This window comes from Pseudomonas putida NBRC 14164 (genome assembly GCF_000412675.1).
Lineage (GTDB): Bacteria > Pseudomonadota > Gammaproteobacteria > Pseudomonadales > Pseudomonadaceae > Aquipseudomonas > Aquipseudomonas putida.
The window spans coordinates 271,483-297,722 of sequence record NC_021505.1; the positions used below are offsets into that span (position 1 = coordinate 271,483).

Consider the following 26,240-nt stretch of genomic DNA (forward strand, 5'->3'; position numbering starts at 1 on the left):
ACAAGGAGCTTTGCCATGAATGCCAAGACCGAAACCCCTGCACTGCCTGAAGGCGCCTGCCTTACTGCGAAAGTCCCGGAGCGCGACCAAGCGCTGCTCGGGGACGTAGTGGTCAACCCGTACCGCCTTGCGCCGCTGACCGCGATCATCCGCGACGGTGGGCGCAGCCTGAGTGATGCGCATGTGCGTGTGCAGGGGCGTGGCGAGCGCGGTGTGGACATTGTCTATGACGTGTCTGACCGTTCGTTGTGGACCTACGGCGGCATCCCGGTATTCGGGCTGTACCCGGACTACGTCAACCAGGTCGAGGTGACCTACAAGCTCGACGGCGAGCGCATTCGCGAGCAGTACCAGATCTACGCCCCGGCCGTGCGCCTGCCGGTGGTGGCCAGGCAGACCGCCGCGTTGCCAGAAGTGCAGCCGGTCAAGGTGGCGCCAGGCTTTGAAAAGCGCCTGTACCTGTTCAACCACCTGCAAGGTGACATCCCGGGGGGGCGCGCCTTCAAGTGGAATGCCCTGGGTGGCGCAGCGGAATGGGACCAGGTGGGCAACAACTGGATTGCCGACAGCAATGGCGATGTGCGCTGGTACCTGGACATCGAGCAGATCCACGACTCCAACCGCCGCGACGGCCTGGGCGGCACCATGGGCTTCCAGCAGACCCGCGACGGCAAGCTGATCTGGGGCCAGGGCCAGACCTACTCCAAGTACGACCTGCTGGGCCGGCGCATCTGGCAGCGCAGCCTGCCCGACAAATTCGCCGACTTTTCCCACGAAATCCGCGAAACCGCCAACGGCACCTACCTGCTGCGGGTGGGCACCAGCGACTACCGCCGCCCCGACGGCAAGCGTGTGCGTTCGATTCGCGACCACATCATCGAGGTCAGCGAAGCCGGGGATGTACTGGACTTCTGGGACCTCAACCAGATCCTCGACCCGTACCGCGGCGATTTGCTGGAAACCCTCGGCAAGGCAGCGATCCAGTTGCCCGAAGGGGTGCAGAAGCAGGACGACCGCCTGGCTAACGAGCTGGCCGAGGGTAACCTGCCCTTTGGTGACACCCCAGGGGTGGGTACCGGGCGCAACTGGGCACACGTCAATGCCATCGATTACGACGCAGATGACGACAGCATCATCGTTTCAGCACGGCATCAGGGCGTGGTGAAGATTGGTCGTGACAAGCAGGTGAAGTGGATTCTTGCCTCGCCCCAAGGCTGGCCTGAGCGCCTGCGCGACAAAGTGCTGACGCCGGTTGCGAGCGAAAACTTCGACTGGTCGTGGACCCAGCACACCGCCTGGCTGACTGGCAAAGGCACGCTGACCGTGTTCGACAACGGCTGGGGGCGCGACTTTGCGCCGACCAAGCTTGCCGGCAACTACAGCCGGGCGGTGGAGTACCGCATCGACGAAGCCAAGGGCACGGTCGAGCAGGTATGGGAGTATGGCAAGGAGCGCGGCGACGAGTGGTACAGCCCGGTGACCTCGGTGGTGGCCTACCGGCCAGAGACCGACACCCAGTTCATTTACTCGGCTTCGGTGAACTTCCTCACCCCCGAGAAACTGACCACCACCGTGCTCAACGAGGTGCGACGCGGGACCCAGGAGGTGCTGGTGGAGCTGAAGGTGCACAGTCGGCAGCCGGGCAGTGTCGGCTACCGGGCACTGGTGATCGACCTGGCCAAGGCATTCTGATCCATCCCCTTTGGGAGGGCCGTCGGTCCTCCCTTCACATTTCTTTCAGTTCATTCGTCTAACCTGTACTGGCCCTTTCGCGGGCGCGCCCGCTCCCACAGGTACCCCATCGGTCTCGAATTCGGTGCAGTACCTGTGGCAGCGGGCGTGCCCGCGAAGAGGCCGGTTGCCACTACCCAAAAGATGAATTTTCCGCCCGGCTGTTCAACCATTCGTTCTTTTTTTCGAACAGCCTATTGTCCAACACCCCAGCAGCCGCTTAGCATTCGTTTGAGATTTCAAACGCTCGATGCCCTGCCTTGGGCGCTTTTCAACAATCAACAATTCGGGAAGCCGACATGCAGCTCAAAGACGCTCAGTTGTTCCGCCAGCAAGCCTATATCAATGGTGAGTGGCTGGATGCGGACAACGGCCAGACCATCAAGGTGACCAACCCGGCCACCGGTGAAGTCATCGGTACCGTGCCGAAGATGGGCACCGCGGAAACTCGCCGCGCCATCGAAGCCGCCGACAAGGCCCTGCCGGCCTGGCGTGCACTGACCGCCAAAGAGCGTTCGGCCAAGCTGCGTCGCTGGTTCGAACTGATGATCGAGAACCAGGACGACCTGGCTCGCCTGATGACCACCGAACAAGGCAAGCCACTGGCCGAAGCCAAGGGCGAAATCGCCTACGCCGCCTCGTTCATCGAGTGGTTCGCCGAAGAAGCCAAGCGTGTCTACGGTGACACCATCCCGGGCCACCAGCCAGACAAGCGCCTGATCGTCATCAAGCAGCCAATCGGCGTTACCGCGGCCATTACCCCGTGGAACTTCCCGGCTGCCATGATCACCCGTAAAGCCGGCCCGGCCCTGGCCGCTGGCTGCACCATGGTGCTCAAGCCTGCATCGCAAACCCCTTACTCCGCCCTGGCCCTGGTCGAGCTGGCACACCGTGCCGGTATCCCGGCTGGCGTGCTGAGCGTCGTTACCGGCAGCGCTGGCGAAGTTGGCGGCGAACTGACCGGCAACTCCCTGGTACGCAAGCTGTCCTTCACCGGTTCGACTGAAATCGGTCGCCAGCTGATGCAGGAATGCGCCAAGGACATCAAGAAGGTTTCCCTGGAGCTGGGTGGCAACGCCCCGTTCATCGTGTTCGACGACGCCGACCTGGACAAGGCGGTCGAGGGCGCGATCATCTCCAAGTACCGTAACAATGGCCAGACCTGCGTCTGTGCCAACCGTATCTACGTGCAGGACGGTGTCTACGACGCGTTCGCCCAGAAGCTGGCCGCTGCAGTTGCCAAGCTGAAGATCGGTAACGGCCTGGAAGACGGCACCACCACTGGCCCGCTGATCGACGGTAAAGCTGTCGCCAAGGTTCAGGAACACATCGAAGACGCCGTCTCCAAAGGCGCCAAGGTGCTGTCCGGTGGCAAGCTGATCGAAGGCAACTTCTTCGAGCCGACCATCCTGGTTGACGTACCGAAGACTGCTGCTGTCGCCAAGGAAGAAACCTTCGGCCCACTGGCGCCGCTGTTCCGCTTCAAAGACGAAGCCGAAGTCATCGCCATGTCCAACGACACCGAGTTCGGCCTGGCTTCGTACTTCTACGCCCGCGACATGAGCCGTGTGTTCCGTGTTGCCGAAGCCCTGGAATACGGCATGGTGGGTATCAACACCGGCCTGATTTCCAACGAAGTGGCACCGTTCGGTGGCATCAAGGCTTCGGGCCTGGGCCGCGAAGGTTCCAAATACGGTATCGAGGACTACCTCGAAATCAAATACCTGTGCATCAGCGTCTGATAGCACGGTAAAGGCTTTACCTCTGCCAGCGGGGCGCGAGAGCGACGTCTCGCTGGCCTTTTTTACATCGCAGTACCTGGTGGCCAGGGCGTTTACGGCAGTCGATCAACGAATACTGTGCGCGAGCACTCCCAGCCACCCCCGAATAAAAGCGCCATTCCTGTCGGCGCAATGAGGGCATTATGAGCAAGACCAACGAATCCTTGATGCAACGTCGTGTAGCTGCCGTCCCACGTGGCGTTGGCCAGATCCACCCGATCTTCGTCGACACCGCGAAGAACTCGACCGTGATCGACGTTGAAGGCCGCGAACTGATCGACTTCGCCGGCGGCATCGCAGTACTGAACACCGGCCACCTGCACCCGAAAGTGGTTGCAGCCGTGCAAGAGCAGCTGACCAAAGTCAGCCACACCTGCTTCCAGGTGCTGGCCTACGAACCCTACGTAGAGCTGTGCGAAAAGATCAACAAGCTGGTACCAGGTGACTTCGACAAGAAGACCCTGCTGGTCACCACCGGCTCCGAAGCCGTTGAAAACGCCGTCAAGATCGCCCGTGCCGCCACTGGCCGTGCTGGCGTCATCGCCTTCACCGGCGCTTACCACGGCCGTACCATGATGACCCTGGGCCTGACCGGCAAGGTCGTTCCGTACTCCGCTGGCATGGGCCTGATGCCAGGCGGCGTGTTCCGTGCGCTGTTCCCGAACGAGCTGCACGGTGTGAGCGTTGACGAAGCAATCGCTTCGGTCGAGCGTATCTTCAAGAACGACGCCGAGCCTAAAGACATCGCTGCGATCATCCTCGAGCCAGTACAAGGCGAAGGCGGCTTCCTGCCAGCGCCGAAAGAGCTGATGAAGCGCCTGCGCGCCCTGTGCGACCAGCACGGCATCCTGCTGATCGCCGACGAAGTACAGACTGGCGCTGGCCGTACCGGTACCTTCTTCGCCATGGAACAGATGGGCGTTGCGCCTGACCTGACCACCTTCGCCAAATCCATCGCTGGCGGCTTCCCGCTGGCCGGTGTGTGCGGCAAGGCCGAGTACATGGACGCCATCGCGCCGGGCGGCCTGGGCGGCACCTACGCCGGTTCGCCGATCGCGTGCGCTGCGGCCCTGGCTGTGATCGAAGTGTTCGAGGAAGAAAAACTGCTGGACCGCAGCAAGGCTGTAGGTGAGCGCCTGACCACTGGCCTGCGCGAAATCCAGAAGAAGTACCCGATCATCGGCGACGTCCGTGGTCTGGGCTCGATGATTGCTGTTGAAGTCTTCGAGAAAGGCACTCACACCCCGAACGCTGCTGCTGTTGGCCAGGTTGTCGCCAAGGCACGCGACAAGGGTCTGATCCTGCTGTCCTGCGGCACCTACGGCAACGTTCTGCGTATCCTGGTACCGCTGACTGCCGAAGACGCACTGCTGGACAAAGGCCTGGCCATCATCGAAGAGTGCTTCGCTGAACTCGCTTGATGTGATGTGCTTCTGAAAAAACCCGCTTCGGCGGGTTTTTTTTGTGCCCAGAAAAGCCATGGGGCGCTATGGTTAGCGGAGGATTTGCTTTGGAAGCTGCGACGGAATGTGTGTCAGGCTATTCAGGAGTAGTTGGCGATGAGCGCTGTAGACCCCACCCCACCCAGCGTACTGATTGTCGAAGGCGACCCTTGGGTGCGTGACATGCTCAGCGAGATGCTGCTCAGCGTGCGCTGCGATGCCCGCCTGCAGGTATGCGCCGATGGTGCGCAGGCACTCAGCGCACTGTCCAGCAAGCCAGACCTGATTATCGCCGCCCGCGAGCTGGCCGGTGTCGATGGCCTGGACCTGTTGCGCAAGGTGCGCGCCAAAGGGCCGGGGTTGCCGTTCATCCTCATGAGCAACCGCAGCGACAGCGCCAGTGTGCACGAGGTGTTGCCCCTGCACCCCACCGCCTACCTGAGCAAACCACTGAACCTGGACAACCTGCGCAAGCGCCTGGAAGAGTTGTTGGTGGCCGTTGGCGAAGAAATCGCCTGCCCGGTGCCGGCCTTGCAGGCAGGTGCCAGCCTACCCGCATACCTGGAGCAGCGCCGTGCTACCGCCGATGGCGGGCCGCTGTTGGCCGATGTGCAGGTGGCGATAAAGCGGGCGCTCAACCCTCAGGGCCTGAACCTGAAGGTGCTCGAAGAGGAAGTGCGTAGCGACCCTCAGGTTACCGCCGTGTTGATCGCGGCTGCCAACAGCGCCGCGCTGCACCGTGAAGCACCGGTGCAAACGTTGCTGCAGGCCCTGAACAAGCTTGGCAGTACCCAGAGCATGAACCTGATTCTGGGCATGACCCTCAAGCGCAGTGCACGGCTCAGCGACCCGTTGCTGGCGCAGCACGCAGCCGGCTACTGGGACCTTTCCCTGCATACGGCCGAATATGGCCGTACCTTGGCGCGCATGCTCGAGCTGGACGAAGGGCGCTGCTATTGCGCGGGGTTGCTGCATTGCCTGGGCGACCTGGCGGTGTTGCGCTGCCTGCAAGAGTGGCGGTTGGCCGGGGGCGAGCTGGACGAACGCAACGTGCAGCAATCGCTGGATGAGTTTGGTGCGGCGTTCGGTTCGGCGCTACGCACGCGCTGGCGCTTGCCGCTGGCATTGCGCGAGTTGATCGCGGCGATCTACCAGCTGGGCGGTGGCGTGTATTCGCGGGAGATCCTGGCGATGAACCTGGCCGGGCAGCTATCGCGGCTGCCGGCCGAGCAGGGGCTGGAGAAAGTGGCCAGTGGCAAGACCGCGCGCTTGCTGAAGCTGGGCCTGCCGGAGCTGAAACGGCTGCGCAAGGTGGATAACCCTGAGGTGAAGCCCCGGGAAGAGCCGCCTGCGGCGGAGGCTGAAGTGCCCAGCTGAGATGTTGGGGCCGCTCTGCGGCCCTTCGCGGGCTTGCCCGCTCCCACAGGCGCAGCGTATTCCAGCCGGACCTGTGGGAGCGGGCAAGCCCGCGAAGGGCTGCAAAGCAGCCCCAGCCATACCCTTATCTGCGGGGGAGGGGTCAGCCGCGGACGATCTGGTTCTTGCCCTGCCGCTTGGCCTGGTACATCGCCGCATCGGCCCGGGCATACAGGCTGTCCAGTGCCACATCTTCCTCGGTCAGCCCGGTCAGCCCTTGGCTCACTGTCACCCCGTATGTCTGTTCGCCGTGGTTGAAGCTTAAGCGCTGGATTTCCCGCTGCAGGCGATCGGCAACCTGTTCCGCCATCTGCGCATCGCAACCCGGGAATATCGCGGCAAACTCCTCACCGCCAATGCGCCCGAACAGGTCGCCACGGCGTAGCACGGCCTTGCCGCTGTCGGCGATGCGTTGCAGCACCTGGTCACCTTCCTGGTGGCCATAGCTGTCGTTGATGACCTTGAAATCATCGATATCCAGCAACAGGAAGGCCAGCGGCGTACCGTCTTCGCGGGCAGTGTCGAAGGCCTGCTGGGCGCATTCGAAGAAGTGCCGGCGGTTGCTGCTCTGGGTCAGCACGTCGGTGGTGGCCAGGCGTTGCAACTCGCTTTCAAGCTGCTTTTTCTCGGTGATGTCTTCGGCAATGCCGACGATGATCACCCGGTCGTCCTCGCGCTGCTGGTTGATGTAGCACTTGTCGCTCAGCCAGCGCACTTGGCCGTCGGCATTGAGAATACGGTATTCGCGGTCTTCCACCGCGCCCTTGATCAGCACCTGGGCCAGGCTGCGCTCGGCGAACTCCAGGTCGTCGGGGTAGATGCTGTCGCGCCATTCGTTGTAGTCGGCCAGCACCAGGCTCACCGGGCGGCCGAAGATGCGCTCGTAGGCGGGGCTGACGTACAGCACCTGGCGGGTTTCCCAATCGAAGGCCCAGAGCACCGCATTGACGCTGTCGAGCAATGAGCTGAACAGCTGGTCGCGCTCACTCAGGCGGGCAACCTCGCCTTGGGCGTGGAGTAGCGCCAGTAAAGTCTGGGCGGCTTCGGGAGGTGAGGTGCCGGGCAATATTGTTGGAATGTTCTTGGCCATGTGCACGAAGCGGGTCTCGACGTAAAAGCGTGCGGCCAGCATCCGGCCCGCCACGCGGGCGATGTGCCAGATTTGAGTGGCGTCGAGGTGGCTAAGTTCCGAACGGCACGCACCGCAATGGGGCGTGCCGATCAACGGCGGTCAGGCGCCGGTGGGGCGCAGGGAGTAGGTCTTGAGCTGCGCCGCGAAGTCGCGCAGGGCGTGGATGCCGCTGGTTTCGGCCTCGTGTATCCAGTCCTTCATGGCAGACAGCATGTCGTGGCCGTTGGCGCTGGTGCGCGCCCAGATCTGCTGCAGGGCCAGGCGCTTTTCGTAAATGGTCTTCAGCGCCTGGCTATGGGCAAGCATTGACTCGATACGCACATGGTGGCGGTCTTCCAGCAAGCTGGTTTCGCGCGAGAGCAGGCGTTTGGCACGGCGGAAGTGGTGACGCACCGACGCATCGACGCGGGCCAGTTCCTGTTTCACCAGCGGGCCGATCACCAGCTTGCGGTACTGGGCCATGATCTGGAAGCGGTTGTTGAGGATGGCCATGGCAGTGTCCATGTCCAGGCTGGCCTTGCCCGCCACACGGTGGGCAATCGGCGCCACGCGCTGCACCTTGGCCAGGCGCAACAGGCAGAACAGGCGTATCCAGGCCCAGCCCATGTCGAACTCCCAGCGCTTGACTGAAAGCTTGGCCGAGTTGGGGTAGGTGTGGTGGTTGTTGTGCAGCTCTTCGCCGCCGATGACGATGCCCCACGGCACCAGGTTGGTGGCAGCGTCGCGGCATTCGAAGTTGCGATAGCCGAGCGCGTGGCCCAGGCCATTGACCACGCCGGCAGCCCAGAACGGGATCCACATCATCTGCACCGCCCAGATGGTGATGCCGATGGTACCAAACAGCAGCAGGTCGATCACGGCCATCAAGGCGATGCCACCCAGCTTGTAGCGCGAGTAGAGGTTGCGCTCGATCCAGTCATCCGGGCAGTTCTTGCCGTAGATGCGCAGGGTTTCGGGGTTGCGTGCCTCTTCGCGGTAGAGTTCGGCGCCCTTGCGCAGCACCGTTCCCAGGCCCTTGTGCACCGGGCTGTGCGGGTCGTCGGGGGTTTCGCACTTGGCGTGGTGCTTGCGGTGGATGGCGGTCCATTCGCGGGTGTTCTGCGCCGTGGTCAGCCACAGCCAGAAGCGGAAGAAGTGCTTGAGCGCGCCATTGAGCTCCAGGGCCCGGTGCGCGGAGTAGCGATGCAGGTAGACCGTGACGCTGACGATGGTCACGTGGGTCATCAACAAGGTGATGCCGACCAGTTGCCAGGCCGACAAGTCGAGCAGGCCGTAGTACCACATAGGTGTAAAAACCCTCGGAATGCAGGAGGAGGGGGTGATTATCCCTTGGCAGGGAAATAAAACCAGTCAAAGCTGACGACGCGATATTTCAGGCCATCCATGTGGGAGCGGGCGTGCCCGCGAACACCGGCAACGCCGGTGCCATGCGCCGAGTTGCCGTCTTCGCGGGCATGCCCGCTCCCACAGAGCAGCAGAACCTTTATAATCGCCATTCTTTTCTGATGGGCAATCCCACCCGACATGTCTGTTTCCGTTCGCGACGCCTTGCGCATGGCTGCGCTGTATGTGGTGCTCTCGATCCTCTGGCTGGCGCTCGCCGAGGTGATGCTGCACGGCATGACTGACGACCCCCTGGCACTGACCGTGGGGCGGCAGATCAACGTGGTGCTGTGGGTGTTGTTCAGTGCCGTGCTGATCTATGTGTCGCGCGTGCGGCTGCTGAACTTCATCGGTGTCGGTGCGCGCTTGCGCTGCGAGGACCGCGAGCGGCTGCGAATGGCCGCTGCGGTGTTCGACAGTACCCTCGAAGGCGTACTGGTTACCGACCGCCAAGGCCTGATCGTGCACGTAAACCGTGCCTTCATGCGCATCACCGGCTACCAGCAGGACGAGGTGATCGGCCATCGCCCGAGCAAGTTCAAATCGGGCCGCCACGGCCAGGCGTTCTACCAGCAGATCTTTGCCACCCTGGCCGAGCAGGGCGAATGGAGCGGCGAAATCTGGAACCGGCGCAAAAGCGGCGAAATCTACCCGCAATGGCAGACCATCTGCGCCATCCGCGATGACGACGGTGAGCTGAGCCATTACGTAGCGGTGTTCAGTGACATCAGTGCGATCAAGCATTCGGAACAGGAGCTGGCCTACCTGGCGCACCACGATCCGCTGACCGGCCTGCCCAACCGCCTGCTGTTCACCGACCGGGTCGAGCAGGCCCTGGCGGCCGCCCAGGCCAACAAGCGCGGTTGTGCCCTGCTGCTGTTGGACCTGGACCATTTCCAGAGTATCAACGACGGCCTGGGCCACACCATCGGTGACCAGTTGCTGAAGCTGGTGGGCGAGCGCCTGGGCGAGGTGCTGGGCAATGGCGTAACCCTGGCACGCCTGGGTGGCGACGAGTTCGGTGTGCTGGCCGAGAACTGCCAGCAGGTCGGCCAGGCGGGCAAGCTGGCGCAGTGCATTATCGAACGCATGCGCGAGCCGTTCGTGTTCGAGGATAATCGCCTGTTCATCAGTGCCAGCGTCGGTATCAGCCTGTTCCCCAGCGACGCCTTGAGCGCCGAGCAGTTGCTGCGTAATGCCGATGCGGCGTTGTACAAGGCCAAAAGCAACGGGCGTGCCTGCTATGCGCTGTACACCGAAGAGCTGACCGCTCACGCCCAGCACCGGGTCGAGACCGCCGGTGAGCTGCGCCGGGCACTGGAGCAGAATGAGCTGCGGGCCTACTTCCAGCCGGTACATGACCTGGCGACAGGCCGACAGGTAGGGGTCGAGACACTGGTACGCTGGCAGCACCCCCAGCGGGGCCTGGTGCCGCCGGGGGAGTTCATCCCGATTGCCGAGCGCACCGGGCTGATTGCCGAAATTGACACCTGGGTGCTGCGCCAGGCCTGTCGGCAAATGGTGCAGTGGCAGGCCGAAGGCCGGCAGCTGGCGTTTGTGGCAGTGAACATTTCCAGCCGCCTGTTTGGCCAGCATGAACTGTACCGGCAGGTGGCCGAGGTGCTGCACGAGACTGGCCTGGCTCCGGCCCTGCTGGAATTGGAAGTGACCGAAAGCGCGGTGATGGAAGACCCGGAAGTGGCGCTGGAGCAACTGCATCGTCTACGCGAGCTGGGGGTGACCCTGGCCATCGACGACTTTGGCACCGGGTGTTCGTCGTTGCTGCGGCTCAAGCGTTTGCCGGTGCAGAAGCTGAAGATCGATCAGGGCTTCGTGGCCGGGTTGCCTCTGGATGAGGATGACATCGCGATCGTGCGGGTAATCATTGCCCTGGCACGCAGCATGGGCATGCAGGTGCATGCCGAGGGCATCGAGCAGGCGGAGCAGGCCAGCTTCCTGCTGCTGGAGCAGTGTCAGCTGGGGCAGGGGTACTGGTTCGGGCGGCCGGTGCCGGCTGAAGATCTTCGCTGGGATTGAGACCCTGGGGCCGCTTTGCGGCCCCGTCTATCGCTTGTTCAGGCCCTTCGCCAGGCGGTCCCCACCCAGCTGGATCAACGCCACCAACGCCACCAGCATGGCAATCACGGTCAGCATGATCTGGCTGTCAAAGCGCTGGTAGCCATACCGGTAGGCGATATCCCCCAAGCCGCCGGCACCGATTGCCCCGGCCATGGCCGAGGAGTTGATCAGGGTCACCAGGGTAATGGTGAAACCCCCGACGATGCCCGGCAGCGCCTCGGGCAACAGCACGTGCCAGACGATGTGCCAGCGCCGGCAGCCCATGGCCTGTGCGGCTTCCACCAAACCATGGTCGACTTCGCGCAGGCTGACCTCGGCAATCCGCGCAAAAAACGGCGTGGCGGCAATGGTCAGCGGCACCACCGCCGCCCACACGCCGTAGGTGGTGCCTACCACCAGGCGGGTGAAGGGGATCAGCGCGACCATCAGGATCAGGAACGGGATCGAACGGAACAGGTTGACGAAGGCGCCCAGCACCCGGTTCAGCAGCGGTGCCTCGAAGATTCCGCCCTTGTCGCTGGTGACCAGCAGCACCGCCATCGGCACCCCCACCAGCAGGGCGATCAGCGACGACACGCCGACCATCAGCAAGGTATCGAGCAAGCCTTCCAGCAGGCGATCAAACCACATGGCCCAGTACCTCCACGTCCTCGGCCCAGCGGCGGGCACGTTCCAGCAGTTGATGGGTATCGTGCGGCGAGTGTTGCACCGACAGGATCAGTTGCCCCAAGGCATGCTCGCCAATGGTTTCCACGCCGCCCTGCAGAAGGCGCACGCGGCCGCCCAGGTCGTTGAACAGGGCAGACAGCTCGGGTTCGCCGAGCAAGGTCAGTTTCAGTACCAAAGCGCCGTCGCGGCTAACCGGGCTCGCCCGCAAGCTGGCTTGCAGCGCGGCAGGCAACCTGGCCTGCAACGGTGCAAGCAGGGTGCGGGTGACCTCATGGCGTGGTGCGCCGAACACCCGCCAGACTTCGCCCTGCTCGACCACTTCGCCGCGCTCCAGCACGACCACCCGGTGGCAGATATCGCGGATCACCGCCATTTCGTGGGTGATCAGCACGATGGTCAGGCCCAGGCGCTGGTTGATGTCGCGCAGCAACTCAAGGATCGAAGCGGTGGTTTCCGGGTCCAGCGCCGAGGTGGCCTCGTCGCACAGCAGAATCTCGGGGTCGTGCACCAGCGCCCGGGCAATGCCCACGCGCTGTTTCTGCCCGCCGGACAGTTGCGCCGGGTACACGTGGTGTTTCTCCTGCAAGCCGACCAGCTCCAGGAGCTCGCGCACCTTGCGTTGGCGCTCGGCCTTGGCCACGCCGGCCACTTTCAACGGCAGCTCGACGTTCTGCCACACAGTCTTGGCCGACATCAGGTTGAAGTGCTGGAAGATCATGCCGATGCGCCGGCGCAGCGCGACCAGGTGGTCCTCGTCGAAGGGCGCGATGTCCACCTGGTCGATCAGTACCCGGCCCTGGCTGGGTTGCTCCAGGCGGTTGATGGTGCGCAGCAGGGAAGACTTGCCGGCACCGCTGCGGCCGATGATGCCGAAGATCTCGCCATGGCGGATGTTCAGGTCGATGCCTTGCAAGGCCGGTTGCGTCTGGCCAGGGTAGGTCTTGCCCAGGCCGATGAAGCGCACATGGGCTTCATTGACTTCCGGGCGCAGGGCCTGTTCCTTGACCGTTGGCGGCAATGGTTGTGGTGTAGGCGCCCTGAGCGCGCTGGCCTGGCTCATGTCAGCCTTCCCAGCCGGCTTGGTAGAGCTTGCCGTGGGCTTTGTCCAATGCTGCACGCACCACCGGCGAGTGCTGGTAGATATCGACGAACCTGGCCAGCCGTGGGTCGTCCTTGCTTTGCGGGCGGATGACGAACTGGATCACGTATTCCTTGTTTTCCAGGCCGTCGAACAGCAATGCCGAGGTGGCATCGAAGGTGTTGGCCAGGCGGATGTAGGCCGGGTAGCCCTGCACCAGGTCGGCGTCGTCGTAGGCGCGTACCAGCTGAACCGCCTCGACCTGAAGGATTCTCAGCTTTTTCGGGTTGGCGACGATGTCGTCTTCGGTGGCCTTGTAGCCAACGCCTGGCTTCAGGGTGATCAGCCCGGCCTTGGCCAGCAGTTGCAGGCCACGGCCGCTGTTGATCGGGTCGTTGGCGATGGCGACGCTGGCGCCCTCAGGCAGCTCGGCGAAGCTTTTGTACTTTTTCGAGTACAGGCCAACGTTGTTGATGATGCCCGAGGCGTAAGGCACCAGGTTGAAGCCCGCAGCAGCCTTGGCGTTTTCCAGGAACGGGATGTGCTGGAAGTAGTTCACGTCGATGTCGCCGCTGTTGAGGCTGACATTGGGCGCAATCCAGTCGCTGAATTCGATCAGCTTCACTTCCAGGCCTTGCTTGTGCGCTTCCTCCACTGCAGCTTCCAGCGGAATGGCAAAGGCCGAGGTGGTGCCGATCTTCAGCGGTTCGGCAGCCAGGGCACTGGCGGTCAGGCCCAGGGTGAGGGCAAAGGCCGCGACGGGCCGGAACAGTTTCTCAAGCATGGTGCAGGGCTCCAGTCGGGGCAGGGGTTGGGGTAAAGCGGTAGGTCGAGCCCGGGTGATCGGCGGGCAGGTGCGGGTGGTCGGCCTGGAACAACTTCTCGCGCAGGGTGCCTTCGGCGTAGGCGGTCTTGTAGCGGCCACGCTGTTGCAACTGCGGGATGACCAGGTCGATGAAGTCCTCGAAGCTTTCCGGGGTGACGGTGCGGGTCAGGTTGAAACCGTCCAGCCCGGTTTCGTCGATCCAGGCGATCAACTGTTCGGCCACCTGTTCCGGTGAGCCGACCAGGGTTACGTAGCGGCCACCCAGGGCGTGCTGTTCAAGCAGCCGACGGCGGGTCCAGGCGTTGTCCTGCAACTGGCGCGTGGCGGACTGGATGGCATTGCCCTGGCTGAAGCCAATCGGCTCGTCCAGCCCGTAGGCCGCAAAGTCGATGCCGGTGGATGCGGCGAAGTGCGCGACGCCGGCCTCGGGGCTTGCATGGCCCAGGTACTCGGCATGCCTGGCCTGGGCCGCTTGCTCGGTGGCGGCGACGATCACCGTGATGCCCATGAACACTTTGACCGCTTGCGGGTCGCGCCCGGCGGCCTGGGCGGCAGCGCGTACCTTGTCGACCTGGGCGCGGGTAGCGGCCTTGTCCTGGCCGCTGATGAACACGCATTCGGCATGGTTGCCGGCGAACGCCAGGCCACGCTGCGAGCTGCCGGCCTGGAACAGTACCGGGGTGCGTTGCGGTGAGGGTTCGCTCAGGTGATAGCCCTCGACGTTGTAGAACTCGCCGTGGTGGCTGACCTTGCGCACCTTGTCGGGCTGGGCATACACACGCTGCTCGCGGTCTGCGACCACGGCGTCGTCGGCCCAGCTGCCTTCCAGCAGCTTGTAAAGCACTTGCAGGTATTCGTCGGCCTGGTCATAGCGGCGGTCATGCTCCGGCTGCTGTGCCAGGCCCATGGCCCGGGCTGCGCTGTCCAGGTAGCCGGTGACGATGTTCCAGCCCACCCGGCCATTGCTCAGATGGTCGAGGGTGGAAAGGCGCCGGGCGAACAGGTACGGCGCCTCGTAGGTGAGGTTGGCGGTAAGGCCGAACCCCAGGTGGCGGGTGACCGCAGCCATGGCCGAAACCAGCAGCAGTGGGTCGTTGACCGGCAGCTGGATCGACTCCTTGAGGGTGACGTCCAGCGACTGGCCGTAGATGTCGTAGGTGCCGACGATGTCGGCGATGAACAGCCCGTCGAACAGGCCGCGCTCCAGCAGGCGCGCCAGGTTGGTCCAGTACTCCAGGGACTTGTACTGGGTCGAGGTGTCCCGTGGGTGGGTCCACAGGCCGTGGTTGATGTGCCCGATGCAGTTCATGTTGAAGGCATTGAGCAGAATCTGTCTGGCCATCAGATGGTCCCCCGGCGTGGTGGGTTGGCATCGTTGAGGTAGTAGTTGCCAATCGCGTGATACTTCCAGCGCACCGGGTCGTGCAGGGTGTGCACGCGGGCGTTGCGCCAGTGGCGGTCGAGGTTGTGCTCGGCAAGCGTTGCCTGGCTGCCGCCCAGTTCGAACAGGGCGGTGCCGGCGGCGAGGGAAATCTCGGTGCTGATGGCCCGCGCTTCGGCCACGGCGATGGAGGCGGCGGCCACGTTGTCGGCGGTGCTGTCGTCACGGGCGCGGTCGAGGTATTCGCCGGCGCGCTCCAGCAGGGCTTCGGCGGCATGCAGGCGGATCGCCAGGTGACCGAAGCTCTTCAGCGTCAGCGGGTCATCCGTGGCCTTGTCCAGGCCGGAGTCGACCCACGGGCGGCTGCGTGTGCGCACGAAGTGCAGGGCGTCTTCATAGGCGGCACGGGCGATGCCGGTGTCGATGGCGGCATGGAGGATTTGCGCCAGCGGCCCAACCGGGGTGGGGCGCTCGAAAGCGCTCTGGAACGGCACCACGTCGGCGGCGCTGACATACACGTTGTCGAACACCACCGAACCGCTGCCGGTGGTGCGTTGGCCGAAGCCGCTCCAGTCGTCGATCACCTGCAGGCCCTGGCTGTCGGCCGGGACGAACGCCAGCTGCTGTACGCCTTGGTCGTCGACGACCGAGGTGGGAATGCGCTGGGCGTAGATGGCGCCGGTGGAATAAAACTTGCGGCCGTTGATGCGAAAGCCCTCGCCGTCTCGGCTCAGGCGGGTGGTGCGCTCATTGGCGGTCTTGGTGCCCAGCTCGGCCAGGGCATTGCCGAAGCGGCGGCCGGCGAGTACTTCGGCGTACAGGCGCTGTTGCTGTTCGGGGCTGCCGTTTACCCGCAGCACTTCCAGGCCGTAGAAATGGTTTTGCGGGATCTGTCCCAGCGAGCCGTCGGCCTGGGCGATACGGGCGATGACCTTGGCCAGGGTGACGTTGGACACGCCGGCGCCGCCAAAGGCCTTCGGCACGCTGATGGCCCACAAGCCGGAGCGGGTGAATAGCTCGAGTTCGGCGTGGGGCAGGCGGCGCTCGCGATCGCGCAGGGCGCTGTCGCGGCGCAGTTGCTGGGCGATGTCTTCGGCGACGGCCAGGGCCTGGGCGTCGCTGGTGATGATAGCGATTGTCATAGAGTTCTCCGGGGGCCGCTTCGCGGCTCTTCGCGGGCTTGCCCGCTCCCACAGGTAAAGTGATGCCAGTTCAGGCGGCGGTAATCCTGTGGGAGCGGGCAAGCCCGCGAAGGGCTGCGCAGCAGCCCCAAAGGCAGCAAATCAGATCCAGGAATGCCGCGCAGGCAGGGTGCCGTTAAGGTGGTACGCGCCTACCGCGTGGTACTTCCAGCGCACCGGGTCGTGCAGGGTGTGCACCCGGGCATTGCGCCAGTGGCGGTCGAGGTTGAACTCGGCAAGGGTGGCGCGGCTGCCGGCCAGCTCGAACAGCTTCTCGCTGGCCTGCAGGGCAATTTCGGTGGTCAGCACCTTGGCCTCGGCTACGGCAATCGAGGCCCGGGCCGCGCTGGCTGCGTCGATGGGCGCAGCATTGACCTCGTCGAGTACTCGCGCGGCCCTGCGCAGCAGCGCTTCGGCGGCGTGCAGCTCAAGCTTCAGCCTGCCGATGTCGGCGATCACATAAGGGTCGTCGCTGGCGCGGTCCACGTTGGCTTCAATCCACGGGCGCGACTTTTCACGCACGAAGGTGATCGCATCATCGATTGCCGCTTCGGCAATGCCGGCGTCGATCGCCGCCTGGATCAGCTGCGAGGCTGCGCCCTGGATGTTGGGGATATCGCGCTGGCGCCAGTTGTCGATCACCAGCTCCGCGTCTACCGGCACCTGGTCCAGCAGCACAGTGCCGCTGGCGGTGGTGCGCTGGCCGAATCCGGACCAGTCATCGACGATGCGCAGCCCCGGAGTGCCACGGCGCACAAACGCCAGGCGCTGGCGGCCTTCGTCATCCAGTGCCTTCACTGCTACCCAGTGGGCGAACAGCGCACCGGTGGAATAGAATTTTTCGCCGCTGATGCGATAGCTATCGCCCGCGCGGGTGATCCGGGCCTTGAGGGTGAGCGTGTCCTTGGTGCCGCGTTCGGGGCCGGCATTGCCGATGCGCCAACCGTCGAGCACGCTGCGGAAGATCAGCGCCTGTTGCGCCTCGGTGGCCGTCAGGCGAATCAGTTGCAGCATGCCGAACTGGTTCTGCGGGATCTGCCCCAAGGCCGGGTCGGCGGCGCTGATCAGGCGAAACACTTCGGCTACGGTTTCGAACGACACGTCGGGGCCGCCGTGGGCCTTGGGTACGCTGATGCTGCCCAGGCCGCTGCGGGTGAACAGCTCGATCTCCGCCCACGGCAGTTTGCGTTGCTGGTCGCGGCGGGCGGCTTGCTCGCGGGCAACCTCGGCCAGTTCGCGGGCCGCTTGCAAGGCTTCGGCGTCGTTGCGCAGTACCTTGGCCGGCAGCAGCAGGGGCGAGCTGTCGAGATCGCTATGGAATTGGGTATTTGGCTGGCTGGACATCAGTACCGCTCCTTGGCTGCACTCAATGCCCTGGCGATACGCACTGGGGTGATTGTGATCCTGACCATTCCTGACCTCACAAAAAAGTTGTGTCGCTACAGCTGGTCGCGACAAAAGTGTGCTGGTCCGGTGGTCCGGTTTATATACCCTAATGCTTTATAAAAAGTTTATGAACTAACTCTTTGGAATATGTATAGAAGGAGGGATTTGTTACAGATGTGCCGGCCCTTTCGCGGGCACGCCCGCTCCCACAGGCACTGCACAGGTATTGAAACCGGTGCGACACCTGTGGGAGCGGGCGTGCCCGCGAAGAGGCCGGAACAGGTTTACTCGGAGGCAGCGGTGCCGAGGAACTTGCGCAGGAACTGGCGGGTACGCTCTTCCTTCGGCGCCGCAAACAGTGCCTTGGCCTCGCCCTGTTCCACGATCACGCCCTTGTCGAAGAAAATCACCCGGTTCGCCACGTCGCGGGCAAAGCTCATCTCGTGGGTGACGATGATCATGGTGCGTTTCTCTTCGGCCAGGCCGCGGATGGTCGCCAGCACTTCACCCACCAGCTCCGGGTCCAGTGCCGAGGTGGGTTCATCGAACAGGATCACCTCCGGCTCCATGGCCAGGGCGCGGGCGATGGCCACGCGTTGCTGCTGGCCCCCGGACAGGCGCCGTGGGTAGGCGTCTTCCTTGCCCGCCAGGCCGACCTTGGCCATCAGGCGCCGCCCCAGCTCGATGGCTTGCTCGCGGGGCGTCTTCTTGACGATCACCGGCCCTTCGATCACGTTCTCCAGGGCGGTGCGGTGCGGGAACAGGTTGAAGTTCTGGAACACGAACCCGGCCTGCTGGCGCAAGCGGCGTATCGCACTCTGCTGGCCACCCAGCGGGCGGTTGGCATCAATGCTGATGGCGCCGATCTTGATCTGCCCGGCGTCGGGGGTTTCCAGCAGGTTCAGGCAGCGCAGGAAGGTGGTCTTGCCCGAGCCGCTTGGGCCGATGATGGCCACCACTTCGCCGGGCTGCACGGTCAGGTCGATGCCGTTGAGCACGGTCTGGCCCTTGAAGCGCTTGGTCAGGCCTTTGACTTCAATCATGCTCATTGCTCCTGGTCATGCTGGTTGACCCGCGCTTCCATGCGGTTCTGGAAGTGCGCGAGGATGCTGCACAGCACCCAGTAGATGACCGCGACCGCCACGTACATGGTGAACACTTCGAAGGTGCGTGCGGTAATCAGCTGCGCCTGGCGGAACAGCTCGGGCACCTGGATGGTCGCCGCCAGGGCAGTGTCCTTGACCAGCGAAATGAAGCTGTTGCCCAGCGGGGGCAGGGCGGTACGCAAGGCCTGCGGCAGGATCGCCCGGCGCATGGCCTGGACGCGGGTCATGCCGATACTGGCGGCGGCTTCCCACTGACCACGGTCGATCGAGGAAATTGCAGCGCGCAGGATTTCGCAGATGTAGGCCGCCATGTTCAGCGACAGGCCGATAAGCGAAGCCGGGATGGGGTCGAGTTCGATGCCGATCTGCGGCATGCCGAAATAGATCACGAACAGCTGCACCAGCAGCGGCGTGCCGCGGAAGAACGACACGTAGATCCGCGCCAGCCAGTTCAGTGGCAAGATCTTCGACAGCCGCATCAGCGCCAGGGCAAAGCCCAGCAGCAGGCCGAAGAACATGCCGCCGACACTGAGCAGCACTGTATAACCCGCACCCTTCAGCAGGAAGGGCGCGGAGTCGACAACGAGTTGCAGGCTTTCAGCAATCATTTGGTGACATCGGCACCGAAGTATTTCTCGGACAGCTTGGCCAGCGTGCCGTCAGCCTTGAGCTTGTCGATGGCCTTGTTTATGGCTGCCAGCAGTTCAGGCTCGCCCTTGCGCAGGGCCACGCCGCTTTCCAGGCGCGAGAAGGCATCGCCGGCCAGTTCGGTGTCTTTGGCTTTTTGCGCGTATTCCAGCGCGGCCAGGCGGTCGATCAGGATGGCGTCGATACGGCCGTTGCGCAGGTCGGCGAACTTGCTCGGGTCGTCTTCATAGGTGCGCACTTCGGCTTTCGGGACGTCTTGCTTGACCCACTGCTCGTAGTTGGTGCCCAGGCCCACGCCGACTTTCTTGCCGGCCAGGTCTTGCGCAGACTTGATGTTCAACTGCTCGGCTTTCTTCTTCAGGATCAGTGCCTGGATACCGGAAACGGTGTAGGGCTCGGAGAAATCGTATTTCTTCTTGCGCTCCTCGGAAATGGTCACCTGATTGACCACCACGTCCAGGCGCTTGGATTCCAGCGCGGCGAGGATGCCGTCCCACTTGGTCGGCTGGATCTTGGCCTTGACCCCCAGCTCCTTGGCCAGCAGTTCCGAAAGCTCCACCTCGAAGCCGGCCAGCTTGCCGTTCTCGTCCTGGAAGCTGAACGGTGGGTAGGTGCCTTCGAGGCCGACGTTGATCACGCCTTTTTCCTGGATGGTCTTCAACTGCTCGCCGGCGAACGCCTGGCCGAGCAGGCCGGCACCCAGCAGGATGGCCAGGCTGGCGTTGAGTAGCGGTTTGGCGAATTTCGACATGTCAGAGCCCCGCGCTTGTTGTGTAAGTAGTGAGGTGGCGACTATAGGGTTGGCTGCTTAGGCCAGGAAATAATAAAAAATTATTTTGTTATTCCCTTTTTGATTTGTGTCAGGTGCTGGCTGCTTTGAGGGTAGGCGAGGATGCTCGCTACGTCATCGCGGCTTATGCCTGACTTAGCGCAGGATGGAATAAAGCGTTGTTTTTTCCAAGGGGCGGATTTGCCGTAGAGTGGATCGCATGTAGGCAGGCCCGGCCCTTTCGCGGGCGCGCCCGCTCCCACAGGTACAGCACAGGGCTCAATAGCGGTGCTGTACCTGTGGGAGCGGGCGTGCCCGCGAAAGGGCCGGGCCTGGCGAAAAACCAGATGGCCTATACGGCAGGAGAAAACCGTGAGCGAACAACCTTCATCCGCGCACTGGCAGTTGCACAACATCGTTAGCGGCCTGCGCGGCGCCCGTGAGCAATGGCGCACCCGCAATGGCCGCAGCATTGGCGAGCAGGGCGGGCGCGAGTTGCCGTCGCGCGAAGCAATGCGGCAGATCCTGGAGCAACTGTGCGGCGCGTTGTTCCCCATGCGCCTTGGGCCTGTGGACCTGCGCGAAGAGAGCGAAGACTTCTACGTTGGCCATACCCTGGATGCCGCGCTGACCGCCTTGCTGACCCAGGCGCGCCTGGAGTTGCGCTACGCCGCCCGGCAAAGCAAGGCTGAACTGGCCAGCGTCGATGGCCATGCGTTGAAGCTGATCCAGGGCTTTGCTGCTGCGCTGCCGGAACTGCGGGTGCTGCTCGACACCGACGTGCTGGCCGCCTATCACGGCGACCCCGCCGCGCGCAGCGTCGATGAAGTGCTGCTGTGCTACCCGGGCATCCTGGCGATCATCCATCACCGCCTGGCGCATCACCTGTACAAGGCCGGCCTGCCACTGCTGGCGCGGATCAGCTCGGAGCTGGCGCATTCGGCCACCGGTATCGACATCCACCCCGGCGCGCAGATCGGCCCGAGCTTCTTCATCGACCACGGCACCGGCGTGGTCATCGGCGAAACCGCGATCATCGGTGAGCGCGTGCGCATCTACCAGGCGGTGACCCTGGGCGCCAAACGCTTCCCCAGCGATGAGTCCGGCACCCTGCACAAAGGCCTGCCGCGCCATCCGATTGTCGAGGACGATGTGGTGATCTACGCCGGGGCCACGGTGCTGGGGCGTATTACCATCGGCAAGGGTTCGACCATTGGCGGTAACGTGTGGCTGACCCGCAGTGTGCCTGCTGAAAGCAACATCACCCAGGCCAACCTGCAGCTGGATTGCCAGGACAAGAACTGATCTGGCATTGATATTGGCTGCACTGGCCTCTTCGCGGGCTTGCCCGCTCCCACAAGTAACCCACAAAGAATCGGTCTTGTGGAGTACCTGTGGGAGCGGGCAAGCCCGCGAAGAGGCCAGTGCAGGAGGACGCCAATCAGCGCCCCAATTCGCATTGAAATCCGATCCATGTTTAACTTGAACGCTTGTTCAATGTAAAAACGCTGGTCCGCTGCCGGTGTTCAACAGGAGGATTCCTTTGCTGAACCCGTTCATTCCGAACCTCACGTCATTCGACGAGGTGCACGCCCGATGAGTGCACCGAACCCTTCCGCCGCCAACGGCAAAATCCGTATGAACCCCCCGGTGTTCTACTTTGCGGCAAGTTTCATCCTCATCTTTGGCCTGGTAGTCATCTCCAACCCGCAAGCCGCAGGCGACTGGCTGCTGGCGGCGCAGAACTGGGCGGCCAACACGGTCGGCTGGTACTACATGTTGGCCATGACGCTGTATCTGGTCTTCGTGGTGGTCACCGCCTTGTCCGGCTACGGCAAGATCAAGCTCGGTGCCGACCACGACGAACCCGAGTTCAGTTACCTCTCGTGGGCCGGCATGCTGTTCGCCGCCGGTATCAGCATTACCCTGTTCTTCTTCTGCGTTTCCGAACCGCTGACGCACATGCTGCAACCGCCCCAGGGCGAAGCGGGCACGGCCGAGGCCGGGCGCCAGGCGATGCAGATCCTGTTCCTGCACTGGGGCCTGCATGGCTGGGGCGTATTCGCCTTTGTCGGCATGGCGCTGGCCTACTTCGCCTACCGCCACAACCTGCCGCTGGCGTTGCGTTCGGCGCTGTACCCTCTGATCGGCAAGCGCATCAACGGCCCTATCGGCTACGCAGTTGATGGCTTCGGTATCATTGCCACGGTGTTCGGCCTGGGTGCCGACATGGGCTTTGGCGTACTGCACCTGAACGCCGGCCTGGACTACCTGTTCGGTATCAGCCACAGCCAGTGGGTACAGGTGATCCTCATCACCCTGATGATGGGCGCGGCAGTGGCCGTGGCCGTTGCCGGGGTGGAGAAGGGCGTGCGGGTGATGAGCGACATCAACCTGTTCCTGGCCTGCGCGTTGTTGTTGTTCGTGCTCTTTGCCGGGCCTACCCAACACTTGTTCAACACGCTGATCCAGAACCTGGGTGATTACCTGGGCGCTCTGCCACGCAAGAGTTTTGATGTGTATGCCTACGGTGATAACCGCGACTGGCTGGGCGGCTGGACAGTGTTCTACTGGGCCTGGTGGATTGCCTGGGCGCCGTTCGTGGGCCTGTTCATCGCCCGTATCTCCCGTGGCCGCACCATCCGCGAATTCGTCTTTGGCGTGCTGCTGATCCCCCTGGGCTTCACCCTGGCGTGGATGTCGATTTTCGGCAACAGCGCCCTGGACCAGGTGATCAACCACGGCATGACCGCGCTGGGCCAGTCGGCACTGGATAACCCGTCGATGAGCCTGTACCTGCTGCTGGAGACCTACCCATGGAGCAAGGCGGTGATTGCCACCACGGTGTTCATCAGCTTCGTGTTCTTCGTGACCTCGGCCGATTCGGGCACTGTGGTGCTGTCGACTCTGTCGGCCAAGGGTGGCGACGCGGACGAGGACGGGCCGAACTGGCTGCGCATCTTCTGGGGCGCGATGACGGCGCTGATCACCAGTGCACTGCTGTTCGCGGGCAGCATCGATTCGCTGAAGTCGGCGGTGGTGCTGACCTCGTTGCCGTTCTCGCTGATTCTGCTGTGCATGATGTGGGGGCTGCACAAGGCGTTTTACCTGGAGTCGCAACGGCAGATCGCGCAGATGCACTCGCTGGCCCCGTTCGCCCAGTCACGTCGCGGCCGTGGCGGTTGGCGCCAGCGCCTGAGCCAGGCGGTGCACTTCCCGTCGCGTGATGAGGTGTACCGCTTCATGGACGATGTGGTGCGTCCGGCGATTGCCGACGTGCGTGAAGTGTTCGAGCAGAAGGGCCTGGTAATAATTACCCAGGACGACCCGAGCCACGACAACGTCAGCCTGAAGATTGGCCATGGCGAGGAACAGCCGTTCATTTACCAGGTGCAGATGCGTGGCTACTTCACGCCATCGTTCGCCCTGGGTGGGCTGGGTACGCAGGAGTTGAAGAACCGCCGCTATTACCGGGCGGAGGTGCACCTGAGCGAAGGCAGCCAGAACTATGACCTGGTGGGCTACAGCAAGGAGCAGATCATCAACGACATCCTCGACCAGTACGAGCGGCACATGCAGTACCTGCATCTGGTCCGCTGACCAAGCTCTCCTGTCCTGGCCTCTTCGCGGGCTTGCCCGCTCCCACAGGCACGGCACCGGTTTCGAAACCTGTGTGTACCTGTGGGAGCGGGCAAGCCCGCGAAGAGGCCAGACAGGCAACTGCTAGAAAGGTGCATCCCCAAGGATGGTTGCCCGGTGCATCACCCGCCGGTTCGGCCGGTAATCATCCACCGCAAAATGCTGGGTCACGCGGTTGTCCCAGAACGCCACGTCATTCTCCTGCCAACGCCAGCGAATGCTGAACTCCGGTCGCGTCGCATGGGCGAACAGCAGCCTCAACAGCGCATCGCTTTCCAGCTCGCTCAGCTCATTGATGCGCGTAGTAAACCCTTCATTGACGAACAACGCCTTGCGCCCGCTCACCGGATGCGTGCGCACCACCGGGTGCGACAGCGGCGGGTTGTTGCGCCGCGTGGCCTCCCAGCGCGCCAGGTCTTCCGGCGTGGTGCCAAAACGCTCCAGCGGGAACGACTTGGTAAAGTCGTGGGTGGCGGTCAGCCCGTCGAGCATCTCGCGCAGCGGCGCCGATAAGGCTTCGAAGGCCGCGATACCGCTGGCCCACAGGGTATCGCCACCGTAGGCGGGCAACTGCTTGGCGCTGAGCACCGCGCCCAGTGCCGGGGTCGGCAAAAAGGTCACGTCGGTGTGCCACACGGCGTTATCGCGTACATCGGTGACTGCCGTGTCGAGCACCAGCACCTGCGGGGTTTCCGGCACGTTGGGGTAGATCGGGTGAATGTGCAGGTCGCCGAAGCGGGCGGCAAAGCGCGCCTGCTGCTCGGGGTTGATCGGCTGGTCGCGGAAGAACAGCACCTGATGCTTGAGCAGCGCCTGTTCGATGGCGTCGCGTTCTTCTGCAGTGATATCGCGGCTGATGTCCACGCCGCTGATCTGGGCACCGAGGGCCGGGCTGAGAGGGGTAACGGTCAGGCTCATGTCTTTTCTCGTTCTAGGCGCCGGGTTGCCGGCGTGGTCAGTCGGCAATCAGTGGCTCTGCCCGTGCCAGGGCACCAGTTTGCGTTGCAGGGCACGCAGGCTCATTTCCAGGGCGAAGGCGATCAGGGCGATCAGCAAAATACCCAGCACCACCACATCAGTGACCAGGAACTGCGCCGCCGACTGGACCATGAAGCCCAGGCCGCTGGTGGCGGCAATCAGCTCGGCGGCGACCAGTGTCGACCAGCCCACCCCCAGGCCGATGCGGATGCCGGTGAGGATGTCGGGCAGCGCACTGGGCAGGATCACATGGCGTATCAGCTGCGTCTTGGTCGCGCCCAGCGACTGTGCCGCCCGCAGCTTGGCCGGGTCGACCGTGCGCACACCGGTGGCGGTGGCAATGGCGATCGGGGCGAAGATCGCCAGGTAGATCAGCAGCACCTTCGACAGCTCGCCGATACCGCACCAGATGACGATCAACGGCAGGTAGGCCAGCGGCGGGATGGGCCGGTAGAACTCGATCAGCGGGTCGAGGATGCCGCGGGCCACGCGGTTGTAGCCGATGGCGATGCCGACCGGGATCGCGGTCAGGGTCGCGGCCACCAGCGCCAGGCCGATGCGGCCCAGGCTCGCGCCCAGGTGCTGCCACAGGCTGGCGTCCATGTAACCTTGGGTCAGCAGGGTCCAGGCCCTGGCCAGGATGTCACCGGGCGAAGGCAGGAACAGGGGTTCGATCCAGCCGGCGGCCGTCACCAGCCACCAGACCAGCAGCAGGCTGACCATGGTCAGAGCACTGATCCACCGGGTGGACAATGGCCGGCGCTGCTTGGCGGCTGGCCGGGTTTGGGCGTTGTGCTTGCCGGCGACCGGCAGGTCCAGGCTGCTCATGCGCGCTCCTGCAGGCTTTGGCGTTGGGAGAACACCCGCGCCAGCACATGCTCGCGGGTTTCGATGAAGGCGGGATCGGACTTGATGGCCCGGGCTGATTCGCCAGCGGCATAGCGCTGGCCGAAGTCCAGTTGCAGGCGCTCCACTACGCGCCCCGGGTTGGGCGCCAGCAGTACCAGTTCGCTGGCAAGGAACACCGCTTCTTCGATGTCGTGGGTAATCAGGAACACCGGCTTGGCGGTGCGCTGCCACACCTGCAGCAGCAGTTCCTGCATCTGCTCGCGGGTAAACGCGTCGAGGGCACCGAACGGTTCGTCCATCAGCAATACCCGTGGGTCGGCCGCCAGCGCGCGGGCCAGGCCTACGCGCTGCTTCTGGCCACCGGACAACTGCCAGATGCGCCGTTCGCCAAAGCCATCGAGGTCGACGAGGGCGAGCATTTCGCGGGCCTTGGCCTCACGCTGGGCGCGGGGCACGCCGGCCAGTTCGAGGCCGAAGGCGACATTGCCCAGCACGTTCTGCCATGGCAGCAGGGCATCGTCCTGGAACACCACACCGCGCTCGGCACCAGGGCCCTGCACCGGTACGCCGTCGAGGGTGATGCGCCCGCCGCTGGGGGCGACGAAGCCGGCGATCAGGTTGAGCAGCGAAGTCTTGCCGCTGCCGGAAGGCCCCAAGGCCACCAGCAGCTGGCGTGGCCCCAGGCTCAGGTTGATGTCGGCCAGCACCGGGGTGCTGGCGCCAGGGTACTGTGCGCTGATGCGCTCCAGCTCGAGCAAGGCCATGA

At 63.7% G+C, this 26,240-nt stretch carries 22 protein-coding genes; 7 read left to right on the forward strand and 15 right to left on the reverse strand.

Features of this window, described 5'->3' with window-relative positions; genetic code table 11:
• Positions 1-15 precede the first annotated feature (15 nt).
• From PP4_RS01180 to PP4_RS01195, 4 genes are all read left to right on the forward strand, one after another.
• Entirely contained in the window at positions 16-1,692 is a 1,677-nt protein-coding gene (locus tag PP4_RS01180) for an aryl-sulfate sulfotransferase (RefSeq protein ID WP_016497524.1), read from the forward strand.
• Between the two features lie 338 nt (positions 1,693-2,030).
• Positions 2,031-3,473: an NADP-dependent succinate-semialdehyde dehydrogenase gene (gene gabD, locus PP4_RS01185; protein WP_016484375.1), complete on the forward strand. Its 1,443-nt coding sequence runs from the start codon at positions 2,031-2,033 to the stop codon at positions 3,471-3,473.
• Positions 3,474-3,655: 182 nt separating this feature from the next.
• On the forward strand, positions 3,656-4,933 hold the full coding sequence (gene gabT / locus PP4_RS01190) for a 4-aminobutyrate--2-oxoglutarate transaminase (protein ID WP_016497525.1): 1,278 nt from the start codon (positions 3,656-3,658) through the stop codon (positions 4,931-4,933).
• A gap of 138 nt (positions 4,934-5,071) precedes the next feature.
• Positions 5,072-6,331, forward strand: coding sequence for a response regulator (locus PP4_RS01195; RefSeq protein ID WP_016497526.1), 1,260 nt, complete (start codon positions 5,072-5,074; stop codon positions 6,329-6,331).
• A 142-nt stretch (positions 6,332-6,473) separates the two neighbouring features.
• Here PP4_RS01195 and PP4_RS01200 read toward each other — a convergent pair whose 3' ends face one another.
• From PP4_RS01200 to PP4_RS29245, 3 genes are all read right to left on the reverse strand, one after another.
• Positions 6,474-7,502 (reverse strand): GGDEF domain-containing protein, encoded by a 1,029-nt coding sequence (locus PP4_RS01200; protein WP_016497527.1) that lies wholly within the window; start codon positions 7,500-7,502, stop codon positions 6,474-6,476.
• Positions 7,503-7,601: 99 nt separating this feature from the next.
• Positions 7,602-8,786, reverse strand: a complete 1,185-nt coding sequence (gene desA, locus PP4_RS01205; protein WP_016497528.1) for a delta-9 fatty acid desaturase DesA — start codon at positions 8,784-8,786, stop codon at positions 7,602-7,604.
• Between the two features lie 38 nt (positions 8,787-8,824).
• Positions 8,825-9,028 carry a hypothetical protein gene (locus PP4_RS29245; protein ID WP_016497529.1) on the reverse strand — a complete coding sequence of 68 codons (204 nt, stop codon included), beginning with the start codon at positions 9,026-9,028 and terminating at the stop codon, positions 8,825-8,827.
• Between PP4_RS29245 and dibA the strand changes: the two genes are divergently transcribed.
• The gene (gene dibA, locus PP4_RS01215) at positions 9,027-10,922 is read left to right on the forward strand and encodes a phosphodiesterase DibA (RefSeq protein ID WP_016497530.1); all 1,896 of its coding nucleotides are present in this window, start codon (positions 9,027-9,029) and stop codon (positions 10,920-10,922) included. The genes PP4_RS29245 and dibA overlap by 2 nt on opposite strands.
• 27 nt (positions 10,923-10,949) lie before the next feature.
• Here dibA and PP4_RS01220 read toward each other — a convergent pair whose 3' ends face one another.
• From PP4_RS01220 to tcyJ, 9 genes are all read right to left on the reverse strand, one after another.
• Entirely contained in the window at positions 10,950-11,594 is a 645-nt protein-coding gene (locus tag PP4_RS01220; protein ID WP_008096606.1) for a methionine ABC transporter permease, read from the reverse strand.
• Entirely contained in the window at positions 11,584-12,693 is a 1,110-nt protein-coding gene (locus PP4_RS01225) for a methionine ABC transporter ATP-binding protein (protein ID WP_016497531.1), read from the reverse strand. Before PP4_RS01225 ends, PP4_RS01220 begins: the two co-directional genes overlap by 11 nt.
• Before the next feature lies 1 nt (position 12,694).
• Positions 12,695-13,495, reverse strand: coding sequence for a MetQ/NlpA family ABC transporter substrate-binding protein (locus tag PP4_RS01230; protein WP_016497532.1), 801 nt, complete (start codon positions 13,493-13,495; stop codon positions 12,695-12,697).
• Positions 13,488-14,879: an LLM class flavin-dependent oxidoreductase gene (locus PP4_RS01235; RefSeq protein WP_016497533.1), complete on the reverse strand. Its 1,392-nt coding sequence runs from the start codon at positions 14,877-14,879 to the stop codon at positions 13,488-13,490. The genes PP4_RS01230 and PP4_RS01235 overlap by 8 nt, the downstream gene beginning before the upstream one ends.
• Positions 14,879-16,060 carry an SfnB family sulfur acquisition oxidoreductase gene (locus tag PP4_RS01240; protein WP_016497534.1) on the reverse strand — a complete coding sequence of 394 codons (1,182 nt, stop codon included), beginning with the start codon at positions 16,058-16,060 and terminating at the stop codon, positions 14,879-14,881. Before PP4_RS01240 ends, PP4_RS01235 begins: the two co-directional genes overlap by 1 nt.
• 141 nt (positions 16,061-16,201) lie before the next feature.
• Positions 16,202-17,443, reverse strand: a complete 1,242-nt coding sequence (locus tag PP4_RS01245) for an SfnB family sulfur acquisition oxidoreductase (protein ID WP_016497535.1) — start codon at positions 17,441-17,443, stop codon at positions 16,202-16,204.
• Positions 17,444-17,769: 326 nt separating this feature from the next.
• Positions 17,770-18,528 (reverse strand): L-cystine ABC transporter ATP-binding protein TcyN, encoded by a 759-nt coding sequence (gene tcyN / locus PP4_RS01250; RefSeq protein ID WP_016497536.1) that lies wholly within the window; start codon positions 18,526-18,528, stop codon positions 17,770-17,772.
• 2 nt (positions 18,529-18,530) lie between these two features.
• Positions 18,531-19,199: a cystine ABC transporter permease gene (gene tcyL / locus PP4_RS01255; protein WP_016497537.1), complete on the reverse strand. Its 669-nt coding sequence runs from the start codon at positions 19,197-19,199 to the stop codon at positions 18,531-18,533.
• On the reverse strand, positions 19,196-19,990 hold the full coding sequence (gene tcyJ / locus PP4_RS01260; protein ID WP_016497538.1) for a cystine ABC transporter substrate-binding protein: 795 nt from the start codon (positions 19,988-19,990) through the stop codon (positions 19,196-19,198). Before tcyJ ends, tcyL begins: the two co-directional genes overlap by 4 nt.
• 390 nt (positions 19,991-20,380) lie before the next feature.
• On the opposite strand from tcyJ, the gene epsC reads away from it, so the two are divergent.
• Both epsC and betT read left to right on the forward strand, forming a co-directional pair.
• Positions 20,381-21,313 carry a serine O-acetyltransferase EpsC gene (gene epsC, locus PP4_RS01265; RefSeq protein WP_016497539.1) on the forward strand — a complete coding sequence of 311 codons (933 nt, stop codon included), beginning with the start codon at positions 20,381-20,383 and terminating at the stop codon, positions 21,311-21,313.
• Positions 21,314-21,604: 291 nt separating this feature from the next.
• Positions 21,605-23,608 (forward strand): choline transporter BetT, encoded by a 2,004-nt coding sequence (gene betT, locus PP4_RS01270; RefSeq protein WP_016497540.1) that lies wholly within the window; start codon positions 21,605-21,607, stop codon positions 23,606-23,608.
• Positions 23,609-23,731: 123 nt separating this feature from the next.
• Here the strand turns inward: betT and tauD are convergent, their stop codons facing one another.
• The 3 genes from tauD to tauB are packed head-to-tail and all read right to left on the reverse strand — an operon-like array spanning position 23,732 to position 26,238.
• Complete coding sequence (gene tauD / locus PP4_RS01275) at positions 23,732-24,565, reverse strand: taurine dioxygenase (RefSeq protein WP_016497541.1); 834 nt, start codon at positions 24,563-24,565, stop codon at positions 23,732-23,734.
• A 48-nt stretch (positions 24,566-24,613) separates the two neighbouring features.
• Complete coding sequence (tauC, locus tag PP4_RS01280; RefSeq protein WP_016497542.1) at positions 24,614-25,453, reverse strand: taurine ABC transporter permease TauC; 840 nt, start codon at positions 25,451-25,453, stop codon at positions 24,614-24,616.
• Positions 25,450-26,238, reverse strand: a complete 789-nt coding sequence (gene tauB, locus PP4_RS01285; RefSeq protein ID WP_016497543.1) for a taurine ABC transporter ATP-binding subunit — start codon at positions 26,236-26,238, stop codon at positions 25,450-25,452. Before tauB ends, tauC begins: the two co-directional genes overlap by 4 nt.
• Between the last annotated feature and the right edge of the window lie 2 nt (positions 26,239-26,240).

Excerpts from the sequence above, each read along its gene's own strand:
- PP4_RS01225 (WP_016497531.1), bottom strand. The coding sequence starts at position 12,693 with ATGAGCCAGGCCAGCGCGCTCAGGGCGCCTACACCACAACCATTGCCG.
- PP4_RS01200 (WP_016497527.1), bottom strand. The coding sequence starts at position 7,502 with ATGCTGGCCGCACGCTTTTACGTCGAGACCCGCTTCGTGCACATGGCC.
- gabT (WP_016497525.1), top strand. The coding sequence starts at position 3,656 with ATGAGCAAGACCAACGAATCCTTGATGCAACGTCGTGTAGCTGCCGTC.
- tauB (WP_016497543.1), bottom strand. The coding sequence starts at position 26,238 with ATGGCCTTGCTCGAGCTGGAGCGCATCAGCGCACAGTACCCTGGCGCC.
- PP4_RS01230 (WP_016497532.1), bottom strand. The coding sequence starts at position 13,495 with ATGCTTGAGAAACTGTTCCGGCCCGTCGCGGCCTTTGCCCTCACCCTG.
- tauC (WP_016497542.1), bottom strand. The coding sequence starts at position 25,453 with ATGAGCAGCCTGGACCTGCCGGTCGCCGGCAAGCACAACGCCCAAACC.
- tcyL (WP_016497537.1), bottom strand. The coding sequence starts at position 19,199 with ATGATTGCTGAAAGCCTGCAACTCGTTGTCGACTCCGCGCCCTTCCTG.
- tcyN (WP_016497536.1), bottom strand. The coding sequence starts at position 18,528 with ATGATTGAAGTCAAAGGCCTGACCAAGCGCTTCAAGGGCCAGACCGTG.
- PP4_RS29245 (WP_016497529.1), bottom strand. The coding sequence starts at position 9,028 with ATGTCGGGTGGGATTGCCCATCAGAAAAGAATGGCGATTATAAAGGTT.
- PP4_RS01180 (WP_016497524.1), top strand. The coding sequence starts at position 16 with ATGAATGCCAAGACCGAAACCCCTGCACTGCCTGAAGGCGCCTGCCTT.
- PP4_RS01195 (WP_016497526.1), top strand. The coding sequence starts at position 5,072 with ATGAGCGCTGTAGACCCCACCCCACCCAGCGTACTGATTGTCGAAGGC.
- PP4_RS01235 (WP_016497533.1), bottom strand. The coding sequence starts at position 14,879 with ATGGCCAGACAGATTCTGCTCAATGCCTTCAACATGAACTGCATCGGG.
- tcyJ (WP_016497538.1), bottom strand. The coding sequence starts at position 19,990 with ATGTCGAAATTCGCCAAACCGCTACTCAACGCCAGCCTGGCCATCCTG.
- betT (WP_016497540.1), top strand. The coding sequence starts at position 21,605 with ATGAGTGCACCGAACCCTTCCGCCGCCAACGGCAAAATCCGTATGAAC.
- desA (WP_016497528.1), bottom strand. The coding sequence starts at position 8,786 with ATGTGGTACTACGGCCTGCTCGACTTGTCGGCCTGGCAACTGGTCGGC.
- PP4_RS01240 (WP_016497534.1), bottom strand. The coding sequence starts at position 16,060 with ATGACAATCGCTATCATCACCAGCGACGCCCAGGCCCTGGCCGTCGCC.
- PP4_RS01245 (WP_016497535.1), bottom strand. The coding sequence starts at position 17,443 with ATGTCCAGCCAGCCAAATACCCAATTCCATAGCGATCTCGACAGCTCG.
- PP4_RS01220 (WP_008096606.1), bottom strand. The coding sequence starts at position 11,594 with ATGTGGTTTGATCGCCTGCTGGAAGGCTTGCTCGATACCTTGCTGATG.
- dibA (WP_016497530.1), top strand. The coding sequence starts at position 9,027 with ATGTCTGTTTCCGTTCGCGACGCCTTGCGCATGGCTGCGCTGTATGTG.
- gabD (WP_016484375.1), top strand. The coding sequence starts at position 2,031 with ATGCAGCTCAAAGACGCTCAGTTGTTCCGCCAGCAAGCCTATATCAAT.
- tauD (WP_016497541.1), bottom strand. The coding sequence starts at position 24,565 with ATGAGCCTGACCGTTACCCCTCTCAGCCCGGCCCTCGGTGCCCAGATC.